The sequence below is a fragment of the Deinococcus marmoris genome, assembly GCF_001949125.1.
Taxonomy (GTDB): Bacteria; Deinococcota; Deinococci; order Deinococcales; family Deinococcaceae; genus Deinococcus; species Deinococcus marmoris_A.
Map to the genome: position 1 here is coordinate 1 of NZ_MSTI01000122.1, position 2,535 is coordinate 2,535.

Annotated in this window: 4 protein-coding genes and 1 pseudogene; 3 read left to right on the forward strand and 2 right to left on the reverse strand. The window is 60.9% G+C overall.

The features are described 5' to 3' along the window. The 3 genes and pseudogenes from BOO71_RS17885 to BOO71_RS28860 form a co-directional block, all read left to right on the forward strand. A partial coding sequence (locus BOO71_RS17885; RefSeq protein WP_139323016.1) for a tyrosine-type recombinase/integrase occupies positions 1-285 on the forward strand: 285 nt, incomplete at its 5' end. Positions 286-492: 207 nt separating this feature from the next. Next, positions 493-1,161 carry a hypothetical protein gene (locus BOO71_RS17890; RefSeq protein WP_139323017.1) on the forward strand — a complete coding sequence of 223 codons (669 nt, stop codon included), beginning with the start codon at positions 493-495 and terminating at the stop codon, positions 1,159-1,161. Between the two features lie 33 nt (positions 1,162-1,194). Next, a pseudogene (locus BOO71_RS28860) lies at positions 1,195-1,413 on the forward strand (MBL fold metallo-hydrolase); the annotation flags it as partial. Between the two features lie 32 nt (positions 1,414-1,445). Here BOO71_RS28860 and BOO71_RS28865 read toward each other — a convergent pair. Beyond that, positions 1,446-1,625, reverse strand: a complete 180-nt coding sequence (locus BOO71_RS28865) for a hypothetical protein (protein WP_254843206.1) — start codon at positions 1,623-1,625, stop codon at positions 1,446-1,448. A gap of 128 nt (positions 1,626-1,753) precedes the next feature. Then, the coding region (locus BOO71_RS17900; RefSeq protein WP_075834643.1) for an SDR family NAD(P)-dependent oxidoreductase at positions 1,754-2,535 on the reverse strand (782 nt) is incomplete at its 5' end.

Sequence of the window (2,535 nt, forward strand, 5' to 3'; positions counted from 1 at the left end):
CATGGGCCGCTGTTTCAGGCGCAGAAGAACGGGCGTGGTGGGCCGTTGCGGTATCAGAGCGTGCAGGAGCGCTGGCAACGCTATGCGGCTCTCGCTGGTGTGACCTGCACCCTGCATCAGTTGCGCCATAGCCACGCGACGGAATTGGTCAATGGGGGCGTGAGCCTGGGAACCATCCGCAAACGGCTGGGCCACCGCCACATTCAGACCACGTTGCGGTATGCCGAGATCAGCGACGCTTCAGCAGATGCCGAACTCCGAATCTGGCGGCGCAAACAGCGCTGAATTCCTTAGCGCAGGTTTCGGTTCCTAGTCTCAGGTCACCCCTACCTAAAGATCAGCGAGGATGGGCGGCCCCTTCAGTCCCGCGAGCAGGTGGTGCAGATGGTGGGCGGGCGCTTTTGCTTTGCGCGCGAGTGTGGGATGAGCGAGGCCACTTTCTACCGTGCCCTGAAGCACCCGCTGGCGCACTTGTGGCTCAGGAGCCAGAAGGTGCAGCGACTGGACCGGGAGACAGCAGCCCGGCGCAACGCGGCCACGTTGTTCAGCGTCACGCTGTACGAGCCGGTCATCCCGGAGGACCTGGAAGCGGCCTTCTTTGCCGAGTCGGTCCAGGAGACCGAGATTTTCGTCGTGCCAGACTTTAACTCTCAAGGTGAGACGATTAAAGGAAGCTCAACTACTACCCAAAAACAAAGGGATTGTGGAAAACCTGAAGGGGGCGTTGGAGCTTCATCGGTGGGAAATGCAAGGGAAGACCTGCTGCGCTGCCTGGACAGTGCGGCACTGATCACGCGCGCTGGAGAGCGAGGAACCTCTTCCCCCACCCTTGATCAAGTGACAGACAGCTTAGAGGGTTGTCTAGACAGATTGCGGAACGCCAATCCGCAGCTCTGGGAATTCGCCGTACAGATCGCCATTCACCACGACGATCCGGCCACCCATACGGTGGCGGCCATCGGGTTTTATAAGGCACTGGTCCATCTGGGGGTGAAGGAGGTCCGGCGCTGCATCCAGCGGTTGGAGAAGTGGCGGCTGAAGGGCCAGAAGATTGAAACGCCGGGGCGACTGCTGATGCACCTGCTCAACGAGAAGGCACGGGCGGCGACTGGGTTTAATATCAACGATCTGGGGACGGAGCCGGGGGCGGTCCTGTCGTGATGGCATTTCACGCCATCCGCCACAATGCCAGCCATGAGTGACCTGCATTTCCTGGGACTGGGTGGCACTGACGAGGTGGGGGCCAGTAGCTACCTGTACCGGCTGGCCGAGGGCAACCTGCTGATTGACGCCGGGGCGCGCCCTGGGTCCATCGGGGACGCCGCACTGCCCCAGCTTGGCTTGCTGGCGGAGCATCCACCCACCGCGATGGTATTGACCCACGCCCACCTAGACCATGTTGGCGCGTTGCCCGTGGTCATCAGGCGCTTCCCGAAGCTCAGCATCTACTGCACCGAAGCCACGGCCCGCATCGCCACCCTCGTCCTGGGCGACACCCTTAAAGTCACCACCATGCAGGGCCAGCCGCTGTTCTCAGCAGGGGAGATGAAGCGCACACTCGAACGCCTGCGGCCCGTGCCGTACTTCACGCGGGTCAGTGACCACGGTTTCGCGTTCACGCTCATCTCTCTGCCTCCTTACAACGGAATATTGACCTTGAACTCTTTGCGAAGTGAAGAAAACTCAGGCGGGTGTCAGAACATTTGCCAGGGGTCTACGCTTCCCCTGAAGAGCGCGTCTGATCAATCCCAGTTCAGACCAGTGGGGCAACGTGATCCGCCGCCACTGGACTTGACCAGGCTTCAACCAGTTCCTCCGACAGCTTCCACAGTCGCTCCTGCGCGCCCTCATCGGCGGCCAGGGCATTGGGCTTGCCCAGCTTTTGCTTGACGAAATACTGTCCGCTGATCCCCTTGATCTGCGGTGAGGTGGCGACATACAGGCTGTTCTGTGCGCCCTGCTGCACCGTCAACATGAACGGCTTGAGAACCGTCAGCAATATTTTGCTCAGCCCTGTTGCCGTACTGCCAAAGCTGGAGGCGATCAGGCCGGGATGCAGTGAGTTGCTGGTCACGCCCGTGCCTGCCAGGCGGCGCGCGAGGGCGTTAGAGAACAGAACGTTCATCAGCTTGCTCTGGCCGTAAGCAGGCCAGATGGAATAACCGGATTTGTATTGCAGATCGTCCCAGCGCATCCGCCCGTTGTTGTTGGCGGTGGATGACACGCTGACCACGCGGGCCTCGCCTCTCTCCTGGGCCGCCGCCTTCAGCCCTGGCAGCAGCAAATTGGTGAGCAGAAAATAGGCCAGATGATTGAAGGCAAACGTATATTCAAAGCCGTCCACTGTCTCGCGGCGCTCGTCGATCAAACCGCCCGCATTGTTGACTAGGACGTCCAGCGTGGGATGTTCGGCCAGCACTTCCAGCGCGATGCGGCGCACGTCGGCCATGCTGGACAAGTCGCCCACATACACCTCCAGCGCATCGTTTCCCGTCTGCACCCTGATCTCGTCCAGAACCTGTTGACCCTTGGCGG

What these genes read in the sequence shown, in the direction of transcription:
- BOO71_RS28865 (WP_254843206.1), bottom strand. Translation starts at nt 1,625, where the DNA reads ATGAGCGTGAACGCGAAACCGTGGTCACTGACCCGCGTGAAGTACGGC.